Below are 26,462 nucleotides of genomic sequence, written 5' to 3' on the forward strand. Positions count from 1 at the left end.
CCTTTTAAATTTTTTTATATTTTTTGAGAGGGTGTTTTACTAAATCTTATTTTATAGTTTGTTTACAGTTGCAAATCTTACTAGTAGGTTTAATTTAAATTAATTCTGCAATTTTATATTCATATTTAAGACAATATAATTAAAAATTTTAATATAAAATGAATTAAATTAGCCAATTATGTATTATAATATTAACTGTAATACTAATATAGTTCTATTAATTAAAGAAATATCCCCCATTAATATATAATAAATATCTTTAAGCAAAAGAACTTAGTAAAAAATATATCGTATTCAGTAAAAAATCTGTTTACAGAATGGTATATATAGTTATATAATATACTATATAAGATACAAAAAGATAAAAAGTATAGCACAATGAAAGAAGGTGATTATTATTCAGCTTAATGAAAGACAACTAAAAATAATAGATATAGTTAAGGAAAATGAACCAATAACGAGTGAAAGTATTGCCTCCAGCTTGAATGTGACTCGTGCTACACTTAGATCTGATTTAGCTATATTAACAATGACAGGAATACTAGATGCAAGACCAAAAGTTGGATATTTTTATTCAGGAGTTAGTGAAATTAATCTAATTGGTAAAAGTATAAAAGAAAAAACAGTAGAAGATATAATGAGCATGCCTGTACTAGCTAAGAAAGATGAAAGTATATATGATGTAATAGTCACTATGTTTTTATCTGATGTAGGGAGTATAGTTATTATAGATGAAAATGAAGAATTATGTGGAGTTGTCTCTAGAAAGGACTTATTAAAAGCAACTATAGGAGGTTCTGATATAAATAAGATGCCAATAGGTATGATAATGACAAGAACCCCAAACGTAGTTACTTTGAATAAGGGAGCGAGTGTTTTATTGGCTTCAAAAAAAATAATAGAACATGAAGTAGATTCGATTCCAATTGTTGAATATAAAGAAGAAGACAAAAATCATATGAAGGTTGTTGGGAGAATATCAAAAACCAACATAACTAAGCTATTTTTAGAAATAGTTGACAATTAAGGAGGTATGCTGGTGAAAAACCTAATTATATATGCAGTATCAGACTCAGTAGGGGAGACTGCACAACAAGTTGCAAAAGCATGTATGTCACAATTTTATGTAAATGAAACTTATGAAATAAAAAGATTTCCATATATGATTAATAAGGGAGTATTACTTGAAACGTTAGAAAATGCAAAAGCTGAAAACGCTTTGATTGTATATACATTAGTTGATGAAGAATTATGCAGTATTGTTGAAAGATATTGCGAAAGAGAAGGTCTTAGTTGTATAGACTTGATGACTGATATATTAAGAGAAATAAGTAAAAGAACTGGAAGAAAACCTAAAAGAGAAGCTGGTATAATCAGAAAATTAGATGAATCTTACTTTAAGAGAGTTGAGGCTATAGAATTTGCAGTAAAATATGATGATGGAAAGGACCCTAGAGGAGTTCTTCAAGCAGACATAATTTTAGTGGGAATATCAAGAACATCTAAAACCCCTTTAAGTATGTATTTAGCTAATAAAAATATAAAAGTAGCTAATGTACCATTAGTTCCAGAAATACCAATTCCTAAAGAAGTATTTGAAATAGAAACTAAGAAGATAATAGGTCTTACTAATTCACCTGAAAAGTTGAATGAAATAAGAACTCAAAGATTAAAAGCTTTAGGGCTATCTAGTAAAGCTAATTATGCTAACTTAGAAAGAATACTTCAAGAGTTAGACTATTCAGAAGAGATAATGAAGAAAATTGGATGCCCAGTAATAAATGTTTCAAATAAAGCAATTGAAGAAACTGCAGGTATAATTTTAGACATAATGAAAGAAAATGGTCTAAAAATATATAAAGAAATAGAAATTTAATAAAATGTCTAATAATAAAAATGATATAAATTAAAATAAAAAAGATTAATGGGGGATTTAACAATGGAAACTAAGTATGTTTATAGTTTTGGTGAAGGAAGCAAAGACATGAAATCTTTACTAGGAGGTAAAGGTGCCAATTTAGCAGAAATGACTAAGATAGGCTTACCTGTCCCTCCTGGGTTCACTATAACAACAGAGGCATGTAATGACTACTATGTTAATAATGAAAGTATAAGAGCAGAAATAATAAAAGAAATAGAAGCACATTTAGCTACTTTAGAAAAAGATTTAAACAAAACATTAGGATGTAATAAGAACCCACTATTAGTATCAGTTCGTTCTGGTGCAGTATTCTCTATGCCAGGAATGATGGATACAATACTTAACTTAGGTCTTAATGACAATAGTGTCATTGGTCTAGCAGAAGCTACACAAAATGAAAGATTTGCATATGATAGTTACAGAAGATTCATACAAATGTTTTCTGATGTTGCTATGGAAGTGCCAAAATACAAATTTGAAAATGTACTAGATAGAGTAAAAGAGGCAAAAGGATACACAGTTGATACAGAACTTACAACTGATGACTTAAAAGAAATAGTAAAAGAATTTAAGGCAATATACAAAAAAGAAATAAAAAGTGATTTTCCACAAGACCCAAAAGAGCAATTAATGCTTGCTATAGAGGCAGTGTTTAGATCATGGAATAACCCTCGTGCAATCGTATACCGTAGATTGAATGATATAGCTCATAATTTAGGAACAGCAGTAAATATTCAATCAATGGTATTTGGTAATATGGGAGAAACTAGTGGTACAGGTGTTGCATTTACTAGAAATCCAGCTACAGGAGAAAATAAATTGTTTGGTGAATTCTTAATGAATGCTCAAGGTGAAGATGTTGTTGCAGGTATAAGAACTCCTCAAAATATATCAACTCTTGCTGAAGTAATGCCAGCTGTATTTGATGAATTCGTAAAAATTACTCATATACTTGAAGGTCACTATAAAGATATGCAAGATATAGAGTTTACTATAGAAAATGAAAGATTATATATATTACAAACTAGAAATGGTAAAAGAACAGCAGCAGCAGCAATAAATGTAGTAGTTGATTTAGTTGAAGCTGGAATAATAGATGAAAAAGAAGCTATAATGAGAATTGAGCCTAATCAATTAGACCAGTTATTACATCCAAAATTTGAAGATAAAGCTTTAAAAGAAGCTAAAGTTATAGCAAAAGGTTTACCAGCATCACCAGGTGCAGCAAGTGGTAGAGTTTACTTCAATGCTGATGATGTAGTAAAAGCAAATGAAAAGGGAGAAAAAGTAGTTTTAGTTAGACTAGAAACATCTCCAGAAGATATAGAAGGTATGGTTAAGGCTGAAGGAATTCTTACAGCTAGAGGTGGAATGACATCACATGCAGCAGTTGTTGCTAGAGGTATGGGTAAATGTTGTGTTGCTGGATGTGGAGAAATAAAAGTTGATGAGTTTAACAAAGAAGTAAGAGCTCTTGATGATATAGTTATAAAAGAAGGAGAGTACATTTCTATAGATGGTTCTACAGGAAATGTTTACTTAGGAGATGTTAAGAAAACAGAAGTTTCTTTAACTGGAAACTTTGAAAAACTAATGCAATGGGTAGATAAGCATAAATGTATGATGGTTAGAACTAACGCAGATAATCCTAGAGATGCTCGTGCAGCTATAGAATTTGGTGCTGAAGGTATAGGTTTATGTAGAACTGAGCATATGTTCTTTGATGAAGACAGATTACCAGCAGTTAGGGAAATGATATTATCTAATACAGTAGAGCAAAGAGAAAAAGCTCTTGAAAAAATATTACCAATGCAAAGAGAAGATTTTGTAGAGTTATTCAAAGTTATGGATGGAAAGCCAGTTAATATAAGATTACTAGACCCACCGCTACATGAATTCTTACCTCATGATGATGAAACTATAGAAGAGCTTTCAAAATCTATGGGAATAAAAGTAAGTGATATTAAGAAGAGAATAGTTGACTTAGATGAATTTAACCCAATGCTTGGACACAGAGGATGTAGACTTGCAATAACTTATCCTGAAATATGTGTAATGCAATCTAAGGCAATAATACAAGGTGCTATAGAAGCAATAAGAGCAGGTGTTAAAGTATCTCCAGAAATAATGGTTCCATTAGTTGGAGAAGTAAATGAGTTAAAGATAATAAGAAAAATGATAGTGGAAACTGTTGATGCTATAATAAAAGAAGAAGGAGTAGAAGTTCCTTATACTGTAGGTACTATGATAGAAATACCTAGAGCTTGTTTAACAGCTGATGAAATAGCACAAGAAGCAGACTTCTTCAGTTTTGGTACTAACGACTTAACTCAAATGGCATTTGGATATTCAAGAGATGATGCTGGTAAATTCTTAGGCCAATATGTAGATGAAGAAATATTAGAAAAAGACCCATTCCAAGTACTAGACCAAAATGGTGTTGGTAAGTTAGTTAAGATGGGAGCTAAATTAGGTAGAGAAGTTAAACCAGAATTAAAACTAGGAATATGTGGAGAGCATGGTGGAGAACCATCTTCAGTGGAGTTCTGTTATAGTGTAGGACTTAACTATGTATCTTGTTCACCATTTAGAGTGCCAATTGCTAGACTTGCAGCAGCTCAAGCATCTATAAAAAATCCTAGATAATAATATATTATAAATATATATAATTAAACTAAAATATTATATCCCCTATACATCAATGTATCAAATAGAGTATTTGTAAATTGAGTATAGGGGATTTTTATTTTATATTATTATAAAAAATATAATTTATATTATAGTAGGTGAAACGTTATTTAATTATGTTGCATATATTATTGTAAGAGAGAAATTTCAACTAATAATTAAATTGAGTTTACTGGAGGGGATAAAGTTGACAAAGTGTCCTAAATGTGGAAAAGAAGTATCATCACGTCCAGGTAGTATATGCCCACGATGTGGATTTAAAGTAGTAGAAGAGAGTCTTAAAATGAGATGCCCAGAACCTAGCTGTAGAGCATTAGTATCTAGGAAGTTAGACTATTGTCCTAAATGTGGATGTAAGCTGAAAGGATATAATATTTCAGAATTTGTTAACATGGTCAGATGTAAAATAGATGAAACATTTGATAAAAAGTAATTAAATTCAGCTTTAGACTTTATTTTGTGGTGAAGAATATATGTGTTCTTAGAATCAATGATATTTTAGTAAATAGAAAAAGAGTTGAACTAATAATAAGCCAACTCTTTTTCTATTTTATTGAGCAAATTTATTTTAGTAAATAAATGTTTCTATACAACAGTATTACTTTTTACTTCCATCACTAAGTATCCAAGGTTTTTCTATACCATTTTTTAATGAATTGTAGTTTACAATAAGTGTATCATAGCTATTTTTGGCATCTTCATTGCTTACTACTTGTTTTTTATAGTCAGTTAGAGTAATCAATCCTAAATCATATCTTAACTTAGTATTTTTTAATTGTTTTTCCGATAATTCAAGCTGTTTTTTAGTTGTTCCAATTGTATCTTCTAAAGCAAGTAATTGTGCATAGCTATCAATCAAGCCTTTTTTTAGAGCTTTTTTACTATCCTCTAGTGTAACTAAGCCATTTTCAGTATTATATTTTTGTTGAAGATAATTTGCATATGTAGTAAGTCCAGCAGCATAAGTCTGTCTTTCGTTGTTATACTCAGCAACATCTATTTTATATTGCTCTAAATCTTTTGCATATTTCTCCATAAGAACCTTATATTCATCATCAGTTAGACTACCTTGTTCTGGTTTTGTAGGAGCAACTGGTCTTGTAAGGTTAGGTCTATCTGGTAAATCTGCCTTATTTTCATCATCATCATTAAAACTTTCTTCTGTACGTTCTAAAATCAATTGGTCATACTTTAAGTATTCATTAACCTTACCTTCCATGTATGAATCAACTGAACCACCCACTCTAAAAGACTCAAAACGGTATTCTTTATCTAATTGATAGTTGTCTAAATTTATATTAGTCAACAACTTAAAATAATCTTGATTGTTTTTTAGTTCTTGAAGTTTAGCTTTTTGATTATTTTGCAATGTCTGAAGTTCAAGCTCAGCTGATTCAGTTTCTAATGATGTCACTAGACCTAAATCCTTTTTTAGTTTCATATCTTTAATTTCTTTAGCTTTTATCTCAAGATTATTTTTTATTTTATCTAACTCATTTTCTCTTGAGACTAAGTCATTGTACTTATTAGTAATATCATTAGCTATTTGGTCTTCCATAAAATATTTGGCCTGTTCGCTTTGATTTTTAAGAAGTCCAATTTGGTCATATGGAAATGAGTTATCGCTTCCAGTAAAACTATCAAATTCATCCTGTACTTCTAGTTTTTCTTTTAACATTTTTATTTCTTCTGATTTCATCTTTAATTTTTCGCTATTTTTAAGTGCAGCACTAACAGCATCCCTAGCAGTTAAAAGTTCTTTTTCAGCTGTTCTTTTAGTCGAGTCACTTAAGGTAGCATTATCAACTTTATTTATAGAAGAAGTATTATCATTTGCATAGGCTGGCATTAAATTAGCTGTTATTATACCAACACCACATCCAATTGCAATTATTTTACTAACTTTTTTATTCAATACAATCGCCCTCCATTTATATTTAAATTTTAGCTTTTAATTTTGGTTTTTTGAATATCTTTCCTTTTACATCTCCTATTTTATCTGTTATTTTACCAAATATTTTAGGCATCTTATCTGAAAACTTATTTTCCCACTTATCAAATATTAAATATATAGTAGGGATAAGTACTAGGGTTATTAGTGTAGATACAGTAAGACCACCCATTATAACTACGGCTAGTGGTTGCATTGTTTCTCCACCTTCACCAAGAGATAATGCTGTTGGTAACATACCTAAGATTGTTGTTGCTGTTGTCATTAAAACGGGTCTTAGTCTTGCAGCACAACCAATTGAAACCAATCCAATTAAATCATTGCTACGATTTGCTTTTCTAAGTTGCTCTATGTAGTCAATAAGAACTATACCATTGTTAACAACGATACCAATAAGTAAGATTATACCTAACATACCTACAGTACTTAAACTTTGACCAGTTACCAAAAGAGAAAGTACAACTCCAACAAATGCAAATGGAACACAGAACATTATTATAAATGGTTTACTAAATGATTCAAATTGGGCTACCATTACCATATAAACAAGTGCTATGGCTATAACCATTGAGAATCCAAGACTGGCCATAGATTCATTCATCATTTCTGTTTCTCCACCAACACCAATAGAGTAGTCTTTAGGGATTAGCATCTTGTTAGTTTTTTCTAATGCTAATTTTGTAGCAGTACCAGCATCTAAATTATCAAGTGTTGCAGTTATATTTACAGAAAAATCACCATCAGTTCTTGATATAGACTGTAAACCATCTACCATTTTTATGTCTGAGAAAGCTCCAAGAGGTACTTCATTTCCAGTCGCAGAATTTACTTTTAACTGTTTTATATCCTCTAGATTATCAATACTATCTGCTTTAAACTTTAGATTTACATCGACTTTATAGTCATCAATAGTGGCAGTAGTGACTGAATCACCATTTATTGCAGTACGTAATAATCCTGCAATTTCTGCTGTATTTACACCGTATTCTTGAGCCCTATGTTTGTCTATTGTAAATTGAGCTTCTTGTGTTGTATCTGCAAGAGAAGTCTCTACATTTCTAAATCCTTTTATAGAACTGAATTCTTTTTCAACTTCTTTTCCTAATATCTTTAATACATCCAAATCAGGGCCCTTCATCTCTAATGTGAAGTCTGCTCCTGAAGTTCCGCCCATAACACTACTATTTTGACTTACATTTATTTTACAATCTGGAACAGTAGCAACTCTATCAATTATTTCTTTTTCTATTTCATCAGTAGTTCTCTTTCTATTTTTTTGAGATTCCAATTCAATTGCTATATTTGCACCATTATTATTTGAGTCTGATGTCAAACTTGTTATTAATGTCTTGACTTCTGGAATATCTGAAACTTTTTTCTCTGTCATAGACACATAATAATCATTAGCCTCTAAGCTAAGACCCTTTGGAAGTTCTATAGAAATAGCCAATTCTCCTTTATCTGCTGCAGGCATAAAGTCCATACCTATAAAGCTCATTCCAAATAGAGAAGCTACAAATATAAGTAAACTTGATATTACTACTAATTTCTGATGTCTTAAACATACACTTAGTAATCTTTTATATCCTTCACTTACCTTATCAAATATAGGGCTATCTTTTTCCTTCATTTTTTCACTACTTTTACCTCTACTTAGTTTTGCAAATACACTAGGAACAAGAGTAATTGCGCCTATAAAAGAGAAGGCTAGGGAAGCTATAAGTGTTTTACCTAAAGCCCCAAATGTTATTTTGGCTATACCTTCTGTAAACATAATAGGTAAGAAGATAGCTATAGTGGTCAATGTTGATGCTAATATTGCATTGGTAACAGTTCTTGTACCTTCAATAGCACAATCATCAATACTCAAACGGCCACTTTTCCTGTATTTAAATATGTTTTCAATTACAACTGTAGCATTATCAACAACCATACCAACTGAAATTACCAATGAACTTGCAGTGATAAGGTTTAAACTTTCACCTGTAAAATAGAGAACAGCTATTGCTCCTATTATAGAAATTGGTATTGCAACTGCAACAACTAATGAAGCCCTTACGCTTTTTAAGAAAGCAAAGATTACTATAAACGCAATAACTGCACTTATAAGTAAATTGCTCATTACACTGTTTATTGATTCGCTTATGTAAGCACTTGTATCATTAGCAATTTTAATTTTAAATTGTGGGTTTTCTTTATTCAATTCATCTACATATTTATATGCATCTTGCATAACTTTTACAGTATTTGCATCTTGTTGCTTAGAAATATCTATTACTAAACTGCTTTTTCCATTGTATCTATAAATACTATCTTTGTCTGCAAATCCATAATCTACACTACAAAGAGTATCTAAGTTAACTGTGTTTCCTCCTTTTACAGGAATTTGAATCTGTTTTATATCATCTAAAGATTCTAATTTATCAATTGATCTTAAGACTATCTTATCCTCACCTTGAGTAATTGAACCATAAGGGAATGTTTTATTACTAGATGATAAAATACCTTTTATAGTTGACAAACTAACTCCATAATTTGAAAGAACTGATGGGTCAGCTATTACATTAACTTGAGCTTTTTCTCCACCTTTAATGTCTGCTGATGTAGTACCATCTATAGATTCTATTTTAGGCTGAATTACATCTTCAGCGTATTTTCTTAGTGCTTGTGCATTATTGTTTCCACCAGATATAACAAGCTGACCTATAGCTTGTGCATTCATATCTAATTTTAGTACTGTTGGCTTAGCTGCATCATCTGGCAAGCTAGTTTGTAATGCATCTACTTTAGACCTAACATCGTTCATTATTTCATCCAAGTTGGTTCCAAATTCAAATTGAGCTACGACCATAGAAACACTTTCTTGTGAACTTGATATAGTAGAGTTTACATTTGAAACAGCTGATAAACTTTCATCAACTTTTTGGCTAACTTGTTCATCAACGTCCTGAGGACCTGCACCTGTCCAAGTAGTCATAACCATTACAACAGGTATTTCTATATCAGGCATTAGATTTATTGACATTTTTTTATATCCAATACCACCAAAAACTATTAAAACTAAGAAGACCATTATGATTGTGAGAGGACGCTTAACGGAAGTATGTGTTAAATTCATAATACTATTTCTCCTTTTCTACAGGAAATATCTTAGTTCCATCAGAAATAAGACTTATCCCTCCAATAACCACTGTATCTTTTTCACTTACACCACTTTTGATTGCTATTTTATCCTCTGTTACAATTCCAGTTTGAACTAATGTTTTCTTTGCTATGTTATCCTTAGTTGCTATGTATACATATTTTTTTCCATTTTCTTCAAATATTGCTTTTTTAGGTACTGTAACAGCTCCATTTTCTTTTTCAACACTTAAGTTTACTTGTGCAGACATTCCTGCCTTAAATTTGTTGTTAGTATTAGTAACAAGTATTTTAACAGGATATAAAGATGTCTGAGGGTCAACTACTGAGGGAACATAATCTATCTTTCCTAAAACTCTTTGATCTTCAATGACAACATCTACATTGCCATCTTTTTTAAATTTAGCTATATCTGCTTCTGCTACATTTAAGTCTACTTCTAATATATTAGGATTAGAAATAACAAAAGCTGGTTGTGATTGTGTTATCATCTCTTTTGAGTCAAAGTTTTTGGCTGTGATTGTTCCATCTACTGGAGCTTTTAATGTCAACTTATCTAAGTTACTCATTGCTAAATTATATGATACTTGAGCTTGGTCAAGTTGTTTTTTAGCAAGTGATTTAGCTTGAGGTATACTTTTTGAAGTTGCTGTATTGTATGCCCTTTGTGCAGAATCTAGTTGTTGTTTTGATTGCTCTAAAGCAACTTCTATTTTTTTAAATTGGTCTAAACTAATTACTTCCTGCTCGTAAAGAACCTTATTATTGTCATAATTTCTTTGAGATTCATCATATTGAAGTTTTGCGCTATCAAGAGCTGTTTTTGCTTGATTTACTTGAGCTTCTAATGCACCTCCAGTGGCACTTGCATAACTTGCTTTTGCTAAATCCAGTGATGCTTTAGACTGTTTTACACTGTTTTCTAGATCTTCACTGGTTATACTCAATAAATCATCACCTTTTCTTACATTTTGCCCAAGTTTTACATAAACTTCTTGAACTGTGCCAGCAGTTTGAGCAGTAACTGATGTCTCATCTTTAACTTTTGTAGTTCCTGAGAAAGCATTTGTATTTTCTATTTCTCCACCTACTGCCTTTTGAACAGAGACTGCTATAGGTTTTTCTGGTTCAGGTTCATCTGTTTTTCCACATCCAACTAAGAACAGTGAACTACACATTAAAAAAACTACTAAATATCTTTTCATATATCCTCCTATTATATTTTACACTAGCTTGTTGTAGAATTTAAAGTGTCTTATAATTTAAGTTTAGTTTTAGGCTAATTAAAAAACTTCCCTTTTTTGGCATTTTATAATTCTCTAATTTGATTATAAATTTATAATTATTATGAGTCAATAACTTTTTCTTGTTTTAAATTTATTAATAGTTTATAATTTATAATATATATAATAGAGAATGAATATTTTATTACAGTATTTATTGAAGGGATGTTACAAATATGGATAACGATAATATACTTAAAATAGCGGACTCTTTTTTAGACTTTTTATTTGTACTTCAAAATAATATATTCAAAGAAAACGATTTGTTAAAAAAATTTCAAAACAACTCAGATATGATGAAAGAGTATTTTGGAGAATGTCCAATGGCTCCATCACATGCAAAGGTAATTCTTTATCTTATGACATCAAACTCATCATCAATTTCTCAAATAGCTTCTAATTTAGGAATATTAAAATCAAATATGACACCAATTATTGATAGATTGGTAGAGCATGATTTAGTAAATAAATTTCCTGACCCAAAAGACAGAAGAGTTCTTAGAGTTGAATTGACAGATAAAGCATTTGAATTATTTGATATTGTACAATCTATTCTTAAAGAGTCTATAGTAAAAAAACTATCAAATCTTTCTGATGAAGAGCTAACTTTATTAGATGAACATACACTTAAACTATCAGAAATAGTAAAAAAATTAGTTTAAATGTACATAGGAGAAGCTATCATTATAAAGTTGAATTTTTACACAAAGCAGAAATAGCAGTAGTATAATATATCTAATATTATACTACTGCTATTTCTGCTTTTATGAATATTATTTAATTCTCAAATTCTATTTTCCAGTTGAAGTAGCCAGTATCTGGATTTTTGTTGTATTTTAATGTAGCATCAAATTTATTTCCATTTTTAGAAGTTAAAGATTTTACCTTGGTCTCACCTTTTTTTAAAATATTTTTGACCATAGTTTTATTAACTTTCTTTTTGTAGAGACTTAAGTATTTGTCATTTTTCCAAATAACGAACTTACACTCTTTATGATTTTTACAAGCAAATCCTTTATCAAACTCAAGGACATCACCTTGACAAATAGGACATTTACCAAGAGAAGTATTTTCATTATTAGTTTTATTTTCTTTTTTAATATCTGTATCCTTTGATACAGCAATTTCCTTTTCAGAATCAGTCAAACTTTTTTTTGAGCTATTTTTTGAATCTTTTGCTTTTACCTTAGTAAATTTTTTAGTTTTTGAATCAAAAGTATAAGCCTCTGTATTTATATTTTTTGAAGCATCCTGCTTTATGATATTAACATTTTGATATATAAAACTAATAATATGAGTAAGATATTCTTTTCTAGTGTATTTACCTTTTTGAATATCACTTAAACTTTTTTCAAGTTTACCAGTGTAGTCCACATCAAATAAGTCCTTAACAGGAAAAATTTCAACTAAATTTTTTCCAAGGTCTGTTATAAAGTAAGATTTGCCTTTTTTCTTTACATAGCCAACCTGACTTATTTTTTTTAGTACATCGGCACGTGTGGCTGATGTTCCTATTGAATATCCTGAAAGTACAGTTGTATCTTCTTCAGGTACATTTTTACCACAATTTTTCATAGCTTTTAAAAGTGTATCTTCAGTATATGATTTAGGGGGTGTTGTTTGTTTAGTTAATGGCTTTATCTCTAAGACATCAACAATATCATCTTTGTTTACAAATGGAAGTAAATCGTTTTTTTCTTCCTTATTATATACCTCAAGGTATCCCTTTGATTTAAGTACTTTTCCTTTTGTTAAAAAAGTGCAATCATCTACTTTAGTTTTAATTTCTGTGTTCTCATATTCAGCAGGAGGCATAAAATTTGCTATAAATCTATCTTTTATAGCATCATAAACCAATTGCTCATCTTTAGATAAATTTTTGGGTATTATATAAGTAGGAATTATAGCACTATGCGAATCTACCTTAGATGAATCAAAGACCCTTTTTGTTTTAGAAAATTTAATTTTATTTTCATATTCAAGACCAACTTTTAATTTTTCTAAGGTTTGAGAAGCCTTTGAAGCTAAACTTTCTTCTAAAAAAATAGAATCGGTTCTTGGATAAGTTATATACCCACCCTTACCATTACCTTCATAAAGAGATTGACAGACATTTAAAACTTTATCAGAGGTAAAATTAGAGTACTTAGAAGTTATATATCCTTGAAGTGATGTTAAACTAAAAAGTTTTGGTGCATACTCTTTTGACATAGTAACTTTTTTATCTAGTATTTTGCCAGTTTGAGATGTAATTGAAGCTATGATTTTATTTGCATCTTCAAGTGTATCAAATTTACTTTCTTTACCTTTAATATATTTACCTTTATATTCACCATTTTCAGCTTTAAAATGACCCTCTACCTCATAATAAGTTTTGGGAACAAAATTCAGTATTTCCATATCCCTATCATAGACTAATTTGACTGTTGGAAGAATTACTCTACCTATATTTAATAATTTTCCATTTCCATATTTTAATGTAGCAACAGAAGTGAAGTTTATTCCAATTAGCCAATCAGTAATAAGTCTTGTATATCCAGCAGCTTGAAGATTTCTCATTTCATCTTCATCTTTTAAGTTTTTTATACCCCTTGTAATGTCTTCTGGAGTCCATTCATTTACCAAGATTCTTTTTACTGGTTTTTTATTTTTTGCAAGTAAAAATATTAAAAATGCTATAAGTTCTCCCTCTCTGTCATTATCAGTGGCATTTATTACATATTCCACATCTTTTCTGTTTAAAAGTTTTTTTACAGTATTGAATTGTTTAGTTTTAGAACTATCAATTTTGAATTTAAACTTATTTTCAGGCACAAATGGAAAATTATTCATTTTCCAAGAGCCAGAATACTTATCTTTATCATAATCTTTCATATCATATAATGATACTAAGTGTCCAACTGCATAAGTAATTATATAATCATTTCCTTCAAAGTAACCATCTTGTCTAGTCTTTGCACCTAAAAATGATGCTATAGTTTTTGCAACGGATGGCTTCTCAGCAAGTACAAGTTTCATAAAAAATCCTCCTTTAAAACACTAATAATTATATTACCACAAAAAAATAAAAAACTTCAAGAGGCTGAAATTTAAGTTATAATATTTATAGGAAATTGAAAGGAGATATAAAATGTACAATTTAAAAGTAAAAAAATTAAATGACGACGCTATAATACCTAATTTTGCTCACAAAGGTGATGCGGGTATGGATTTGTATTCTATAGAGGAGGTTGTAATACCTTCTGGAGAGACTAAACTTATTAAAACTGGAATATGTATAGAACTTCCTGCTATGACAGAAGCACAAGTGAGACCTAGAAGTGGACTTGCTTTAAAACATTCAATTACTGTGTTAAATACACCAGGAACTATTGATGAAGGATATAGAGGAGAGCTTAAAATCATATTAATAAATCATGGAAAAAATGATTTTAAAGTTGAAAAACATATGAAGATTGCTCAAATGGTAGTAAAACCTATATACGAGATTAATATAGAAGAAGTTAAAGAATTAAGTGATTCTGAAAGAGGAAAAGGTGGATTTGGTTCAACAGGATTCTAAAAAGTTACAAAAAAGTTAAAAAATATAAAATTATTTAATAAGATATAGATTGGCTATATAACTGAGTTTTAAGCTCTTTATGATTAAAAAATATTTATGGTAATTTATGGTATAGAATTATTACTATAGACAAATAGTTACAAGTTTGTAATAATATTAATATAAAAGAAATAATTGATATTCAAAAATAGTGTCAGTTATTTCTTTTATGTTAGAAATAAAAAATAAATCTACTAGAAAAGAGGAGATGAGTGGAAAGTTATGAATTTTAATCAAAAGAGAGTAGCAGCCAGTATAATGGCTACCGCGATAATAATGCCTACAATGGGGAATTTAGCATATGCTAATGAGTCTGAAATAGAAAGTTCAACTGTAGAAAGTAGAACAATAACAGGGAATGCAGTAAATTTTAGAAAAGGACCAGGTACAAATAATGCATCTATAGGAAAGTTCTACAAAGGTGATAAAGTTGAGTACATAGGAAAAGATGGTTCTTGGGTAAAAGTTAAATATAATGGGAATACAGGTTATGTACATGAAAACTATGTATCAATAAATAGCCTAGGAAATAGTAATGAAAGTAATGATGCTTCAGTAAAATCAACAAAAGTTGTTACAGCAAAGGGATTAAATTTTAGAACAGGTCCAAGTACAGGAAGTTCTAAAATATCTACTTTGGGATATGGTACTGAAGTTGGATACATATCTGAGTCAAATGGATGGTCAAAAATAAGTTCTAATGGTAGAGTAGGTTATGTTTCAAGTAAATATTTAGGAACTAACTTAAGTGATTCTACAAGTGGAAATTCTGGAAACAGTTCAAGTAATCTTGTAAAGGATACAAAAGTTGTAACAGCAAAATCATTAAACCTTAGAACAGGACCAGGAACAGGACACTCTAAAGTGGCTACATTAAGTTATGGTACTGAAGTTGGAAGTATTTCTGAAAATGGAGGATGGACAAAAGTAAATCATGATGACCAAACAGGATATGTATCAAGTCAATATCTTGCAGAAAAAGGTTCTGTTGATACTTCAAGTCCATCTGATTCAACTAATTCTCCAAGTCAGGGAGCTGATAGTGTAATAAGCTTTGCAAAGACACTACTTGGAAAACCATATGTATGGGGAGCAGAAGGTCCAAATAGTTTTGACTGTTCTGGATTCACACAATATGTTATGAAAAAATCTGCTGGAGTTAGTATACCAAGAGTATCTAGAGACCAAAGTAAGTATGGAGCATATGTAAATAGAGGAGACCTTAGAAGTGGAGATTTAATATTCTTTGATACAGAAGGCTCAAATAATGGTTCTGTAAGTCATGTTGGAATATATATGGGAAATGGAGAGATGATACACGCATCTTCAGGTTCATCAAAAAAGGTAACAATATCTAGTATAAATAGTAGTTACTATTCAAGTAGATATGTAAATGCAAGAAGAGTTTTATAATCATTTAGATTTAATTATAAAACTTTACAAATAGATATTTCTTTATTGCTTATAAAATAAAAGCAGGTATGATGTCAATAGTATTGTAGATTACTATCTATATTACTGTTGATTTAGTACCTGCTTTTTGTTGTTTATTTATTCTATCTGCGTATAGAAAATGGACAGTTCTTTATAGTTTTTTATATCTTTAAGCGGATTTAAGCTAAAAGAGTAAGTTAGTAAATCGTTGTAGTTTTATATATAAAGAAGAATTTTAGAATATTTTTTGAGATTCTTCTAAGTCATAAGCATCCATTAAAGCTTCACCAAATCTTTGATAGTGAATTATTTCTCTTTGACCTAAGAATTTTAGTACATTTATAACATCAACATCATCTGTTAAGTTTATAAGTTGATAATATGTTGCAAGTGCTTTTTGTTCAGCAGCCATATCTTCATGTAAATCAGTTACAGGATTTGACATAACCGCGATAGGTCTTACATCAAATGGAACTCCATTTGAATCTGTTGGATAAATTCCATATCCATTTTGTGCATAGTTTGAGCCAAGGCCAGCAGCTTTTAATTCTTCTGGAGTCACATCAGAAGTTAACTGATAAACCATAGTACATATAAGCTCAACGTGAGCTAGTTCTTCTGTACCAATATCTGTTAAAAGTGCACGCATATTACCAGTAGGCATTGTATATCTTTGACTTAAATATCTCAAAGATGCAGCAAGTTCTCCATTTGGTCCGCCAAACTGAGTTATAAGAAACTTAGCCATTCTTGGGTCACAAGTTTTTATATTAACTGGGTGTTGTAAAGTTTTTTGATATATCCACATGAATTTTCAATCCTCCAATACTTGATGTCTAATAATTAAATTCTCTGTCCCAAGGCCAAGGTTGCTCAGCCCATTGCCAAGGGCATCTACTTGGAGCATACCCAAAGTTAGTTAAAGGACCATATTTATTTTCGTAAGCATATCTAGCCTGTGCAAATTGGTTACACAATGAATTGTAAGTGTTGATAGCATTTTTATCATCAGGATGAGTGTCTAAATATAAGTTCATATCAACACATGCAAAAGATGTTTCCTGAATTTTTCTCATAAGTTCAGCTCTAGATGAATCTTTCATTATCTTCTACCTCCTCTTAATTTTTTTGGCTTAGCATATAATTCTTTGTTGTACATTTCAGATTCTAATAAATTTAGTTCTGGAAATATAGTTCCAAATTTTAATGCATCAGAAAGGCAGTACATTTCTGTGAAAATTTGATTATTAACATATGGTCTAGCCAAAGATGAACCACAATTTTTTTTAATGTCTCTAGTTTTATTTTCCAAGATGAAAACCTCCTTGTTGTAAATAGATAGGTAAGTCTATCTAGTGTATAATATTCATCCATTTAAAAATCGTTACTCATAATAAAATATTAAATGAGAAAAATAAAAAAGATAATAAAAGAAAGGCATTATTTATGTTATTATAAGTTTATGTGTTATTGTAAACTATAAAGTATTTATTAAAATTAAAGTAAAAATCATAGTATTTTATAGAAGTAGGTAGACTTTTTTGTAAAATATTATTAACATAAATATACGAGGTGATTAAATGAGTGAGCTATCAGGAAAAGGCTGTGAAATTATAGTTCCTTTTGAGGAAAGACTTTCACTAAGGGATATAGAAAAAAGTATTATAAAAAAATATAGAAAACATTTATGGTCTAAATTTATAAAGGCAATAAGAGATTATAAATTAGTTGAAGAAGGGGATAAAATAGCTGTAGCAATATCTGGAGGAAAAGATAGTATTCTTATGGCTAAAATGTTTCAAGAATTAAAAAGGCATGGACAAGTTAATTTTGATGTTGAATTCATTGCTATGGACCCTGGATACCATGCGAATATAAGGCAATTACTTGTAGATAATTGTGAGTATTTAAATATACCAATACATTTATTCGATTCAAGAATATTTGAAATAGCTGATGAAATTGCAAAAGATTATCCATGTTATATGTGTGCAAGAATGAGAAGGGGAGCATTATATTCAAAAGCAGAAGAATTAGGGTGTAATAAACTTGCATTAGGTCATCATTATGATGATGTAATAGAAACAACTATGCTTAATTTGTTATGTGCAGGAAATTTTAAAACTATGCTTCCTAAGCTTAATTCTACTAATTTTGAAGGAATAAAAATCATAAGACCACTTTATTATATAAGAGAAGAACATATCATAAGATTTATCCAAAATAGTGGTATATGGCCTTTAAATTGTGCATGTATGGTTGCTGCTAAAAAAACTGGAAATAAAAGATATGAGATAAAAGATTTAATAAAAAGTTTAGAGCCAAATTTTAAAAATGTAGAAAAATCCATATTTAAAGCAGCAGAAAATGTAAATCTTGATTCAATACTAGGGTGGCAAAAAGATGGGGAGAAACATTCTTTCTTAGAAAATTATGAATAAAAGTAATTAAAGGAATCACTATAAACAATTGGAAAGGGTGTTTATATTGAAGAGAGTATATATAGATTTTGAGATGAATATGCCAAATTCTAAATCAAAGAGAGATATATTAAATTCAGATATAATTGCAATTGGAGCAGTTATGTATGATGAAAAGACAAAAAATATTGATAAGTTTAAATCTTTAATAAAGCCAGTAAGTAATGCCCAGTTGTATCCTCATATACAAGAGTTGACTCATATATCTTCAGAAGCATTAAAGTATGCACCAAGCTATGAAGAGGTCATGAGAAAGTTTAAAAAGTGGTTAGGCATATTTTCTGAGATTGAAGGAATATATACTTTTGGTAATTTAGATTTAACATGTTTCAATAACACTGATATGAGAAGTTCTAAAAAAAACAATCATCCAAGGTTCGTAAACAACATTCGAGAGTTATTTGTGGATATAAAAGAGAAATATATAGAGTGTGGTATAAAATGTATGAACTATATATCACTAAAAAATTTACTTGAATTTGCTAATTTAGAGTTTAGTGGAGATGCACATGACCCATTAAATGATGCATATAATTTATTTATTTTAGATGAGGCAATTACAAATAATGTAGATATACAAAATATTTTAATAATGCTAGATATAATAAGACCTCCGTTTAATAACATAAATCCAGATTTAAATGATTGTTTTGATAAATTTAAAGAATCACTTTATAAAAAAGAAGGAAATTATGATATTGTAGATTTTTCTATTGAGATAATAAAAACTGTGAGAATGTACTTATTGACAATTATAAATATAAATATACAAAACATAGAAGTTATAAAAGATATAGATAAAAAATTGGATACTATAGATAAATTGAAGAATATAGAAGATGGTTATTTTTATTTATTAGAAGATGTGTATTTTGATATAAAAGATTTATTAGAAGATTTAATGCTTTATAGAGTACATGAAGATGAATACAAAAATGAAATAGAAAATATAATAAAGATGTTTGATGAAGATTTAGAGAGTGAGAAAATATATATTGATAAGAATAATAATTTAAATGCTATTAATAAAGTATAGAAAGTTACAACTAATAGAACAAAATTTGATGATTATGATAGTTTTTGAATAAAACTAGATTTAAATGGAATTAAACTTCTATAAAAATATATAAAATAGTAATAAATGTAGAAAGTATATATGCTTTCTACATTTTTAATATTATAGTATTTTAAATTTAAAAAATGTATTATATATTTTATAATTAATATATTTTATTGACATTTTATGATTGAAAAATATAAAAACTACTTCTTGCGAAAGTAATTGATTTGTTGTATTATAATTTACATGAATATGGAAGATAATCTTAAAAGCTGTATTATAAAAGTGCATATATTTAAATTTTTAACAAATAACTTATTTATTAAAAGATGAAGGGTAGGATGAAGTTATGGGATTTAAAGAAGTAAAAATTGAAGAGCTACAATTTAATCCATTCACTAAAATTGGTAAAGAGTGGTTACTTATAACAGCAGGAAACTCAGACAAATTTAATACAATGACTGCAAGCTGGGGTGGTGTTGGAGTGTATTGGAGTAAAAATGTTGTAACAACTTACATAAGACCACAGAGATATACAAAAGAGTTTGTAGATAATAATGACACATTTACAGTTGCATTTTTTGATGAAAAATACAGAGAAGCTTTAAATATTTGTGGTACTATTTCTGGTAGAGATATAAATAAAGTAGAAAAAGCAGAACTTACACCATATTTTGTAGACGATACAGTAGCTTTTGAAGAAGCTAATATGATTATGGTTTGTAAAAAATTATATCATGATACTATGCCACCAGAAAACTTTGATGCTAAAGAAAATGATGAAAAGTGGTATCCAAAGAAAGATTATCATACTATGTATATATCAGAAGTTGTAAAGGTTCTTATAAAAGAATAGATAAAATAAATTTAAAAAATATGTTTAATAGTAAATAGGTATTTTCTTTTAATTACTATTAAATAGATATTTTTTTATTAAAAGATGAACTCTGTTTTCTAGCGTTCATCTTTTTTATTTCCTTATATAGAAATATTTATATGAAGTATTCAAGGATATTTCATATGTATCTATTAATTATCTGTGTTTATTGTACTTAGTTTATTTTAAGAGAGATTCTTTTAAAATGAGATTTACTTAATATATAGTCTTAAGAGTATAAATGCTAACTAATAAAAATATATATTATATTAGGTATTTTAAATCGGTATTTTAAATAAATTTTGAAAATAAAAGGGTGATTTTTTATGGAAAATATAACTAGTTATTTTAGAACAATAGTATGTGTATTTATATGTTTATCGTCTGCATTTATATTTATTCAATTAGCTAGAGTTTTTATTAATAAGAAAAAAACTAGTATAAAAAATAAGTCAAAAAAAGGTTTTCGTTATGATAGAGATTTAATTGAGACAAGGAGAGAAAAAACATATACACAAGATAGAAATAGTGATAAAAATAAGAATATTGATAAGAAATTAAAGGGAGAAAAAGTATTCAAATATGATAATGGAGATTTATATAAAGGTGAGTTTATTGATGGGAAGAAAAATGGATTTGGGACATATATTTTTTCAAGTAAGGAAAGATATGAAGGGTTATGGAAAGATGATAAGATGCATGGAATAGGTAAATATACTTATAAAGATGGTTCAATATATACAGGGGAATTTAAAGATGGTTTAAAAAATGGTCTAGGAAAATTAACTTATCCAAATAATGATATATATAAGGGCTATTTTTTAGATAATAAAAAAAATGGAAAAGGTGTATTATATAAAAGTGATGGAAATAAGCAGGCAGGAATATGGGAAAATGATGAACAATGTAAAAGCTTAGATTTTAAAGAATTAAACAATAAAGAATTAAATAATAATGTTTATCAAAATAGATTAAGTGATAATAAGATAAAAATTTAATTATTATAGTAAAATAATCTTTATTTATAATGGAATATATACTGTATCTTTAGTAAAATTTGTAAAAATTTCATATATCATATAAAATTAAGTATTGATTAGTATATTGTATAAATATAGAATATAAATATATCCATTTGATAATAAGGAGAAGAGATATGAAAGAATATGTAGTTGTAGATTTAGAAACTACAGGATTAGATCCATATAAAGGTTGTGAAATAATAGAGATAGGAGTAACAGAAATAAAAAATGACGAAATTGTAAAAAACTATTCGAGGTTAATAAAACCTAAGGGTATAATTTCTTCATTTATAACAGAATTGACACATATAAGTAATGAAATGGTAGAAAAAGAGGAGTCTTTAGAGTTAGTTTTACCTAGATTTAGAAAATACATAGGTGATAGAACTATAATTGCACATAATGCAAAATTTGATTTAAAGTTTTTAAATTACTATCTTAAAAAGTTCGGCTTAGAGCCAATAAATAATTATATATGTACACTAGAATTATTAAAAAAATGTAAAAGTTATAAAGGAAAAAATAAGAAGCTTGAAACAGCTTGTGCTTATTACAATATAGAGAATATAAATGCTCATAGAGCTGATAGTGACACTTTAGCAACTGCAAAGCTATTTTTAAAAATAAAAGATGAATATTAATCGCAAATATAGAGAAAATTAGTGAAAATATCCTTTATAAAATTGACCCTTAAACTTACAATTTTGTTCTTTGATTTATTTTGTGGAACAATGTATAATGTACCTTATATAAAGAAGGGAGACTAAAATGGGTTATTACAATGATGATGATAATAATAAAATAAGACGTAAAAAAGTCAGTAATAATAAAGATAGTAATAAAAAATCTAAACATTCTTATACTTCAACAAGTAAAAAAAATAAAAATTCTCAGACAGCCTCTAGTAAAAGAATGAATGAAAAGGTAGATTCACAAAATATTATAAAAAGAGATAGTTTTACAAGAGATAATGTAAGACCTTTAAATACAGATTATGGTCAAAGAGATAGACGAAGAGTTGAGTACAAGCAAAGAGATAGAAAGTTAAAAAGTAAAAAAAGAAGAAAGCAAAAGAGAATTAAAATAGCTAGAGCATTATTATCTGTTATGCTAGTGGCACTCATTATATTTTCAGTTGCAGGTGCAATTTTTACAGTTTCAGCTATAAAAGGTTCACCTGAAGTTACTAAGAAATTAATTAAGTCTAAATATATAAGTAGTGAGGTTGTCAGTATAAAACAAATGCCAAAGGACTTAAAACAGGCTATAGTTTCCATAGAAGATGAGAGATTTTATAAGCATAAAGGAGTAGATGTTATTTCTTTAGCTAGGTCAGTACTTAATAATGTGTTTACAGATACAACACAAGGAGGAAGTACTATAGATATGCAAGTTTCAAAAAATCTGCTTACAAGTGACGATAAAACTATGAAGAGAAAAATAAGGGACATGTATAATGCAAAGCAGATGAATAAGATTATGAGTAAAGATGAAATCCTTGAAGCTTATTTAAATAATATGTACCTAGGAAAAAATGCATATGGAGCTGCAAAAGGAGCTGAAGTGTATTTTGGTAAAAAAGTTGGAGAGTTAAACCTAGCTGAATGTGCTATGCTTGCAGGTATGACCAATAATCCTGCTAGGTATATTGACCATGGAGAGGCTAAAAAGAGACAGTTGACTGTATTGTATAAAATGCATGAACTTGGTTATATAACTGATAAAGAATACAGAATAGCAAAGGCTGATGATACTCCATTTAAGTCAGAGATTGATTAAATTTGTAAAAAATATAGTGTTGTCAATATATAGAATATAATAAAAGTTTGATTTGCCACCATATTGCTACTATAAGTTATAATTTGGTGGCAAATTATTTTATATATTCTTGAAAATATTTATAGTTTTATATTCTACAATCAATCTATTAATAAGAAATGAGTTAGAGAAATGAGTGAATTTTTATTTAGAGTGTTAGTTTAACAGTTAGATTTATATACCTTAGTATTGTTTCTTAAGAAATATATATTGTTTCTCAAAAAGTAAAAAGTCACTCTTAGTGAAAGAGTGATTTTGAGCTTGATATAAAAATTGAGTGTTATAAAAAATAGCTTACTACAGTTGATTATGAAACTTCACTCTAGAGCAATAGATTGTAGTTTCTTTTTTTGTTTTTGATATTATTTTACATCTTCATTATATATAATTTTATAAAAAATAAAACCATAAAGATTATAATATAAAAAATAAATATACTTGAATTAAATTTGTATCATTTATTATAAGATTATTTAAAAGTAGATAAAACTAAAAAGGATTTTCTAGAAAATAAAATCTATCTAATTATGCTTATTTACCAAGACCATCACTTGATATAAATATGATTCTACTACATTTTCTCCGTACTCTAGCATAAAATCATCTAGCAGTGTATCTATAAAATTACAATAATCATGTGAACTACTAATATAAGCAGTTAATACATGTGTACACGTATCTATTTTTTCCATAAACATTTTACATCCCCCTAAAAAACTTTCATAAAAACAAAAAGAAAATATCTTTTTGGCAACTGGCTGACATAACTCATAAGATACTTTATAAGTCTTAGTCCCTATAGCTTTGCGTCACTAAATTTCTCTAGTTTTGCCGATTTAGTTTTATTCTACACCTATATAATACTAGAATATAATCAATTATTCAATATTATTATGAGAAAATAAAAAAAATTTTAAATTATGAAAAATATTTTGCTTCAAAAAACAAAATGAATGCATAAATTATATGGAAATACTTGTATGTAGTTGTGTATTAAAAAGCACCTATCATTAATTTAGGCTAGAGAAAATATTAGGAAATGATAGGGTATGAAAAAAGAAGAATTTAAAAAAACTTATATGGTAAAAATTGGATGAAAAGGTTTGCTTTAATTCTCTTGCATATAAGACTCTATTGAGATAGAATTTATTTATGCATAAATTGACTTACACTATAATGTGGTAGTAAAACAAAGAAAGTATTTTAGCTTTGAAACAAGAGATTTTTAAAAAATATACATAAAAATTTAATATCAAAAGTAATTTAAAGATTAGTCTAGTTTATTTCCCACAAAAGTATTATAATGTTCTTTGTGTGTAAAAAAGGAATATTCATATTAGATACTACTCAAGATAAAAATATTAATATATTGTCGTTATTAATAATATAATAAAAGTTTTAATGAATTATATTATTAAATCTAACTTTTAATATTTTAAAAAAGATTAGAAAATTAACATAAAATGCAAAAATTCACAATTTTTTCATAAAGTATTTGACTAAAAAATTCTCTTGTTGTAGAATTATGTTAGAAAGAGTTTTGGGGGAGGTGTAAATAATGATAAGAAAAATACCACAAGCAGAACTAAAAGTAATGAAATTTATTTGGAGAGTAGATGCTACAGTAACATCAAAAGATGTTATTGAAGCAATGGAGCAAAAATATGGATGGAAACAAACCACAACACTGACACTTTTATCAAGACTAGTAAAAAAAGAATTCCTACATGCTCAAAAAATAGACAGATATACACATTACACAATAGTGGTTAAGCATCAGGATTATTTAAACTTTGAGACAAAGGATTTCCTAAGCAACATACATAATGATTCTTTGGTAAGTTTAATGTCAGCTTTACATGAGGATGAAGCTATAGATAAAAATAAGCTAGATTTTCTAGAAAATTACTTTGATAATTTAAAGGATGAATAGTTATATGGTACAAGTTTTTGAAAATCTTATACAGACAACTATTATATGTAGTCTTGGTATTTGTCTATTATTATTTTTGAAAAGATATTTATTTAAGAATTTTAGTAAAAGGTTCAATTATTATATTTGGTTAATAGTAGTCTTTAGGATGTTGCTTTTTATGTTTAATTATACAATAGTGTATGAAGTAAAAGAATCGAAAAGCAATAATGCAGTAGGAAATAATATTACAGAAATCAATGTTCCTACAGATAATAATTTTATGTTGTATTTAGCTTATTTATGGATATTTGTAGCTATAGTTATTGCAGTGTATACGTTTGTAAAGTATACAAAATTTAAAAATCTTGTTGTCGATGTATCTTATGATATAGAAGATGATGATGTTAACTGTCTTTATAAAGATTTACTGAAAGAGTTAAATATAAAAAAGAAAATTGAATTAAGAGGTTCTGATGAACTGATAAGTCCAGCAGGTATGGGATTGTTCAAATCGTACATATTTTTACCAGATTATCCTTATAGCAAGGATGAGTTAAATTGGATTTTAAGACATGAATTGATGCACTTTAAAAACAAAGATCTTTTAATAAAGTTTGCAGTGTTATTTGTGAAAATAATATATTGGTTTAATCCACTTGTTTATATAATGAGCAATAGAGTAAATATCGATTGTGAATTATGTTGTGATGAAAGTGTTTTGAATGATTGTTCTCTAAAAGAGAAAAAAGAATATGCGTTAGCACTTATAAAATCAATTAAGATGAGTAAGAATTATCATAGTGGAATTTTGACAACAGAGTTTAGTAAGACAAATTTAGAAAAGAGACTTGAGAATATTGTTAAAAAGAAGGGTAGAAGTGGAATATTAATTGCTATTTTAGTATTTATGATTTCTATAACATCTTTTATTGAAGTTGATGCCCAAGTTAAAATTGATAAGAATTCTAATGAAGTGACAAGTAAAGATAATGAAGTCATAAAGAATAATCCTAATGATCAGTTTCAAACATTTTTATATAAAGATGCTCCTCCTGAAGTTAAAAAGATTTATGAGGAGAAATGTAAGGCAAATGGAATAGTTCCAAAGGATTCTGACAAAATAGAAATACCTACTAAGTATTATAATGAATTAAAAAAATAGTAACTATAAAGGTAATGAAATTTATTTACTGAGTATGTACTATAGTAAGCTTAAATGATGTTGTCAAAGCAGTAGAATAAGAAAGCAGATGAAAATAAAATTATAGTCA

At 28.2% G+C, this 26,462-nt stretch carries 23 protein-coding genes and 1 riboswitch; of the genes, 15 read left to right on the top strand and 8 right to left on the bottom strand.

Annotated features, from left to right (window positions below):
- The first annotated feature begins 388 nt into the window (after nucleotides 1-388).
- The 4 genes from KGF36_RS01400 (at nucleotide 389) to KGF36_RS01415 (ending at nucleotide 5,042) form a co-directional block, all read left to right on the top strand.
- Nucleotides 389-1,027 carry a helix-turn-helix transcriptional regulator gene (locus KGF36_RS01400; RefSeq protein ID WP_227828242.1) on the top strand — a complete coding sequence of 213 codons (639 nt, stop codon included), beginning with the start codon at nucleotides 389-391 and terminating at the stop codon, nucleotides 1,025-1,027.
- Between the two features lie 6 nt (nucleotides 1,028-1,033).
- The gene (locus tag KGF36_RS01405) at nucleotides 1,034-1,876 is read left to right on the top strand and encodes a pyruvate, water dikinase regulatory protein (protein WP_227432627.1); all 843 of its coding nucleotides are present in this window, start codon (nucleotides 1,034-1,036) and stop codon (nucleotides 1,874-1,876) included.
- 63 nt (nucleotides 1,877-1,939) lie between these two features.
- A complete protein-coding gene (gene ppdK, locus KGF36_RS01410; RefSeq protein WP_227828243.1) occupies nucleotides 1,940-4,567 on the top strand; it encodes a pyruvate, phosphate dikinase in 2,628 nt (875 codons plus the stop codon).
- Between the two features lie 229 nt (nucleotides 4,568-4,796).
- On the top strand, nucleotides 4,797-5,042 hold the full coding sequence (locus KGF36_RS01415; RefSeq protein ID WP_227432629.1) for a hypothetical protein: 246 nt from the start codon (nucleotides 4,797-4,799) through the stop codon (nucleotides 5,040-5,042).
- A gap of 165 nt (nucleotides 5,043-5,207) precedes the next feature.
- Here the strand turns inward: KGF36_RS01415 and KGF36_RS01420 are convergent, their stop codons facing one another.
- From KGF36_RS01420 to KGF36_RS01430, 3 genes are read right to left on the bottom strand one after another with little or no spacing between them, the layout of a single operon-like run.
- Complete coding sequence (locus KGF36_RS01420) at nucleotides 5,208-6,524, bottom strand: TolC family protein (protein ID WP_227828244.1); 1,317 nt, start codon at nucleotides 6,522-6,524, stop codon at nucleotides 5,208-5,210.
- A 22-nt stretch (nucleotides 6,525-6,546) separates the two neighbouring features.
- Complete coding sequence (locus KGF36_RS01425; RefSeq protein ID WP_227828245.1) at nucleotides 6,547-9,678, bottom strand: efflux RND transporter permease subunit; 3,132 nt, start codon at nucleotides 9,676-9,678, stop codon at nucleotides 6,547-6,549.
- Between the two features lie 4 nt (nucleotides 9,679-9,682).
- On the bottom strand, nucleotides 9,683-10,906 hold the full coding sequence (locus tag KGF36_RS01430; protein ID WP_227828246.1) for an efflux RND transporter periplasmic adaptor subunit: 1,224 nt from the start codon (nucleotides 10,904-10,906) through the stop codon (nucleotides 9,683-9,685).
- A 254-nt stretch (nucleotides 10,907-11,160) separates the two neighbouring features.
- On the opposite strand from KGF36_RS01430, the gene KGF36_RS01435 reads away from it, so the two are divergent.
- Complete coding sequence (locus tag KGF36_RS01435; protein WP_227828247.1) at nucleotides 11,161-11,646, top strand: MarR family winged helix-turn-helix transcriptional regulator; 486 nt, start codon at nucleotides 11,161-11,163, stop codon at nucleotides 11,644-11,646.
- 115 nt (nucleotides 11,647-11,761) lie between these two features.
- Here KGF36_RS01435 and KGF36_RS01440 read toward each other — a convergent pair whose 3' ends face one another.
- The gene (locus tag KGF36_RS01440; protein WP_227828248.1) at nucleotides 11,762-14,002 is read right to left on the bottom strand and encodes a type IA DNA topoisomerase; all 2,241 of its coding nucleotides are present in this window, start codon (nucleotides 14,000-14,002) and stop codon (nucleotides 11,762-11,764) included.
- Nucleotides 14,003-14,114: 112 nt separating this feature from the next.
- On the opposite strand from KGF36_RS01440, the gene dut reads away from it, so the two are divergent.
- Both dut and KGF36_RS01450 read left to right on the top strand, forming a co-directional pair.
- Nucleotides 14,115-14,546 (top strand): dUTP diphosphatase, encoded by a 432-nt coding sequence (gene dut / locus KGF36_RS01445; protein WP_227828249.1) that lies wholly within the window; start codon nucleotides 14,115-14,117, stop codon nucleotides 14,544-14,546.
- Between the two features lie 261 nt (nucleotides 14,547-14,807).
- Nucleotides 14,808-15,998: a C40 family peptidase gene (locus KGF36_RS01450; RefSeq protein WP_227828250.1), complete on the top strand. Its 1,191-nt coding sequence runs from the start codon at nucleotides 14,808-14,810 to the stop codon at nucleotides 15,996-15,998.
- Between the two features lie 256 nt (nucleotides 15,999-16,254).
- Here the strand turns inward: KGF36_RS01450 and KGF36_RS01455 are convergent, their stop codons facing one another.
- The 3 genes from KGF36_RS01455 to KGF36_RS01465 are packed head-to-tail and all read right to left on the bottom strand — an operon-like array spanning nucleotide 16,255 to nucleotide 17,331.
- Entirely contained in the window at nucleotides 16,255-16,827 is a 573-nt protein-coding gene (locus tag KGF36_RS01455) for a manganese catalase family protein (protein ID WP_227828251.1), read from the bottom strand.
- Between the two features lie 28 nt (nucleotides 16,828-16,855).
- Nucleotides 16,856-17,122, bottom strand: coding sequence for a spore coat protein CotJB (locus tag KGF36_RS01460; RefSeq protein WP_021385274.1), 267 nt, complete (start codon nucleotides 17,120-17,122; stop codon nucleotides 16,856-16,858).
- A complete protein-coding gene (locus KGF36_RS01465; protein WP_227828252.1) occupies nucleotides 17,122-17,331 on the bottom strand; it encodes a spore coat associated protein CotJA in 210 nt (69 codons plus the stop codon). The genes KGF36_RS01460 and KGF36_RS01465 overlap by 1 nt, the downstream gene beginning before the upstream one ends.
- A 268-nt stretch (nucleotides 17,332-17,599) precedes the next feature.
- Here KGF36_RS01465 and KGF36_RS01470 point away from each other — a divergent pair, with 268 nt between their 5' ends.
- The 6 genes from KGF36_RS01470 to KGF36_RS01495 all read left to right on the top strand — a co-directional run bounded on the left by KGF36_RS01470 (nucleotide 17,600) and on the right by KGF36_RS01495 (nucleotide 23,237).
- Nucleotides 17,600-18,460 (top strand): tRNA 2-thiocytidine biosynthesis TtcA family protein, encoded by an 861-nt coding sequence (locus tag KGF36_RS01470; RefSeq protein WP_227828253.1) that lies wholly within the window; start codon nucleotides 17,600-17,602, stop codon nucleotides 18,458-18,460.
- A gap of 37 nt (nucleotides 18,461-18,497) precedes the next feature.
- The gene (locus KGF36_RS01475) at nucleotides 18,498-19,535 is read left to right on the top strand and encodes a 3'-5' exonuclease (protein ID WP_227850095.1); all 1,038 of its coding nucleotides are present in this window, start codon (nucleotides 18,498-18,500) and stop codon (nucleotides 19,533-19,535) included.
- 373 nt (nucleotides 19,536-19,908) lie between these two features.
- On the top strand, nucleotides 19,909-20,415 hold the full coding sequence (locus KGF36_RS01480; RefSeq protein ID WP_227829297.1) for a flavin reductase: 507 nt from the start codon (nucleotides 19,909-19,911) through the stop codon (nucleotides 20,413-20,415).
- Nucleotides 20,416-20,762: 347 nt separating this feature from the next.
- The gene (locus KGF36_RS01485) at nucleotides 20,763-21,434 is read left to right on the top strand and encodes an MORN repeat-containing protein (protein WP_227829296.1); all 672 of its coding nucleotides are present in this window, start codon (nucleotides 20,763-20,765) and stop codon (nucleotides 21,432-21,434) included.
- A 158-nt stretch (nucleotides 21,435-21,592) separates the two neighbouring features.
- On the top strand, nucleotides 21,593-22,099 hold the full coding sequence (locus KGF36_RS01490; RefSeq protein ID WP_227829295.1) for a 3'-5' exonuclease: 507 nt from the start codon (nucleotides 21,593-21,595) through the stop codon (nucleotides 22,097-22,099).
- Nucleotides 22,100-22,226: 127 nt separating this feature from the next.
- Entirely contained in the window at nucleotides 22,227-23,237 is a 1,011-nt protein-coding gene (locus tag KGF36_RS01495; RefSeq protein ID WP_227829294.1) for a biosynthetic peptidoglycan transglycosylase, read from the top strand.
- A 560-nt stretch (nucleotides 23,238-23,797) separates the two neighbouring features.
- Here the strand turns inward: KGF36_RS01495 and KGF36_RS01500 are convergent.
- Nucleotides 23,798-23,974 (bottom strand): hypothetical protein, encoded by a 177-nt coding sequence (locus tag KGF36_RS01500; RefSeq protein WP_227829293.1) that lies wholly within the window; start codon nucleotides 23,972-23,974, stop codon nucleotides 23,798-23,800.
- A 48-nt stretch (nucleotides 23,975-24,022) separates the two neighbouring features.
- A riboswitch (cyclic di-GMP riboswitch) is annotated at nucleotides 24,023-24,119 on the bottom strand.
- A 715-nt stretch (nucleotides 24,120-24,834) separates the two neighbouring features.
- Between KGF36_RS01500 and KGF36_RS01505 the strand changes: the two genes are divergently transcribed.
- Together KGF36_RS01505 and KGF36_RS01510 are read left to right on the top strand one after the other, a co-directional pair.
- A complete protein-coding gene (locus KGF36_RS01505) occupies nucleotides 24,835-25,209 on the top strand; it encodes a BlaI/MecI/CopY family transcriptional regulator (RefSeq protein ID WP_255287733.1) in 375 nt (124 codons plus the stop codon).
- Nucleotides 25,202-26,353 carry a M56 family metallopeptidase gene (locus tag KGF36_RS01510; RefSeq protein ID WP_227829292.1) on the top strand — a complete coding sequence of 384 codons (1,152 nt, stop codon included), beginning with the start codon at nucleotides 25,202-25,204 and terminating at the stop codon, nucleotides 26,351-26,353. The genes KGF36_RS01505 and KGF36_RS01510 overlap by 8 nt, the downstream gene beginning before the upstream one ends.
- The last annotated feature ends 109 nt before the right edge of the window (nucleotides 26,354-26,462 follow it).

The sequence above is a fragment of the Clostridioides sp. ZZV14-6009 genome (assembly GCF_020658095.1).
Classification (GTDB): domain Bacteria; phylum Bacillota; class Clostridia; order Peptostreptococcales; family Peptostreptococcaceae; genus Clostridioides.